At 66.8% G+C, this 1,825-nt stretch carries 1 protein-coding gene and 1 pseudogene; both read right to left on the reverse strand.

The genetic code is table 11. The features are described from left to right. On the reverse strand, nucleotides 1-340 hold a 340-nt coding region (locus ACFPN9_RS26420; protein ID WP_377817918.1), incomplete at its 3' end, for an ATP-binding protein. Beyond that, a pseudogene (gene istA / locus ACFPN9_RS26425) lies at nucleotides 337-1,737 on the reverse strand (IS21 family transposase); the annotation flags it as partial. The pseudogene istA and the gene ACFPN9_RS26420, both read right to left, overlap by 4 nt. Between the last annotated feature and the right edge of the window lie 88 nt (nucleotides 1,738-1,825).

Genomic DNA, 1,825 nt, shown 5'->3' on the forward strand with positions numbered 1-1,825 from the left:
GCAGGATGTAGCCGCAGCGCGCCAGTTCCAGCACGAGCATCTTGTTGAGGCTCGGGATCGCCGTGAAGTCGAAGGTGTCGAAGCTCTTCACCGCCGGGAACCGCGCCGCCCGGATCCGCCGCTCGACCATGCGCCGTTCCCGGTCGATCAGTTCGAGTTCGACCAGCCGCAGCAGGTAGCGGGGATGATCGACGCCGTCCCGGGCGCATTCCCGCGCGACCTTGTCGTATTCGCGCAGGACCGTCGGCAGCTTCAGATGCTTGAGGTGATGGGCCAGCAGCACCTGCGGCGTTCCCGCGGTGGTGCCCGCCGGCATCACCTCCTTCGCCGGGCCCGTCATGCCGCCGCTCCAGGCAGGAGAACGGCATAATCGGCGGCCGAGGTCGTCTTCACTGCCGTCTTCGGCAGGTGCGGATAGGCCGCCAGGTTGAGACGGGCCGGGCGCCGCTCCAGACGCGCCAGGGCAATCAGCTTCACTGCATCGAAGCCGATCGCACCCAGTCGGATGGCCTCGCCCACGGCAAAGCTCACGACCTCGCGCGGAAGGGCCTCCATCAGCCGCAGCACCTGGATGAACTCACGCTTGCCGCGATTGCCCATCCGCGCTTCCAGAAGATGGCGCAGGTGCTGGAATGTCTCGGGCAGGTCCCAGCCCTGGAGCGCCGCCGCCTGGTCGAGCGCGTTCGGCTTGCTCTCAATCAGCGCCAGATAGTGCAGCGGATCGGCGACGAACACGCCGGTCCCGTAGCTGCGCGGGTGCCGGGCGATCTCCTCGCCCCGGCACAGGATCACGACCTCCTCGACGAAGCCCTTCGCCACCACGTCCTGGAAGCCATAGGCCGTCGGCACCGAGTAGTCGTTCGACCGATAGCGGACCAGCGCCGTCGACGAGACCCGCCCGCCACGCTTCTCGCACGGCTCCAGCGGCACAGCCGGCAAGGAGCGCAGGGCTTCAAGATCGGCCACGAGCCGTTCGCCAATCGTCTTCGCATGCCGACCGGCCCGCTCGCCCTGCCGCCGGCGGCAGCGCTCTGCCAGCATCACGTTCAGTTCGGCGAAGCTCGCCGCCACCGGGATCGGCGTCAGGAAGTTCGAGCGGGCATGCTTCACCAGCCCTTCGACCTTGCCCTTGTCGTTGCCCTTGCCCGGGCGCCCGAACCGATCCCGGAACAGATAGTGGCTCACCAGCTCGGTGAAGGCCCGCGTCCGCTCACGCCGGCCGTCGCCGCAGATCTTCGCCACCGCGATGCGCGTGTTGTCATAGAGGATCGACAGCGGCACACCGCCGAAGAAGCCAAAAGCCGAGACGTGACCGTCCAGGAACGCTTCCGTCGTCTCGCGTGGATAGGCCTTTACGAAACAGCCGTCCGACTGTGGCAGGTCCAAGCAGAAGAAGTGGATCTTCTGCCGCACACCGCCAATCACCGCGGTCGCCTCGCCAAAATCGACCTGGGCGTGCCCGGGCGGATGCGCCAGCGGAACAAAGGTCTCCCGGCCCCGCGCCCGGCAGAGCCGCACATGGTCCTTCACCACCGTGTAGCCGCCGGCAAAGCCGTGCTCGTCACGAAGGCGCTCGAAGATCCGCTTCGCCGTATGACGCTGCTTCACCGGTGATGTCCGATCTGCCTCCAGGATCGCTTCGATCACCGGCAGAAGCGGACCCAGCTTCGGCTTCTCGACCGGCTTCGTGCGTGTGTAGCCCGGCGGCAGCGAGAACCGGCACATCTTAGAGCCCGTCCCGAAAGGGTTGAGCGACTGGGGCACTCGTGATTCCAAGGGGTTGTTCAGGCCATCTTGGAGCGAGCGATGTGGACCCCAGCCACTC

It is taken from the genome of Allobosea massiliensis, assembly GCF_042655245.1.
In the GTDB taxonomy this organism is placed as follows: Bacteria; Pseudomonadota; Alphaproteobacteria; order Rhizobiales; family Beijerinckiaceae; genus Allobosea; species Allobosea massiliensis.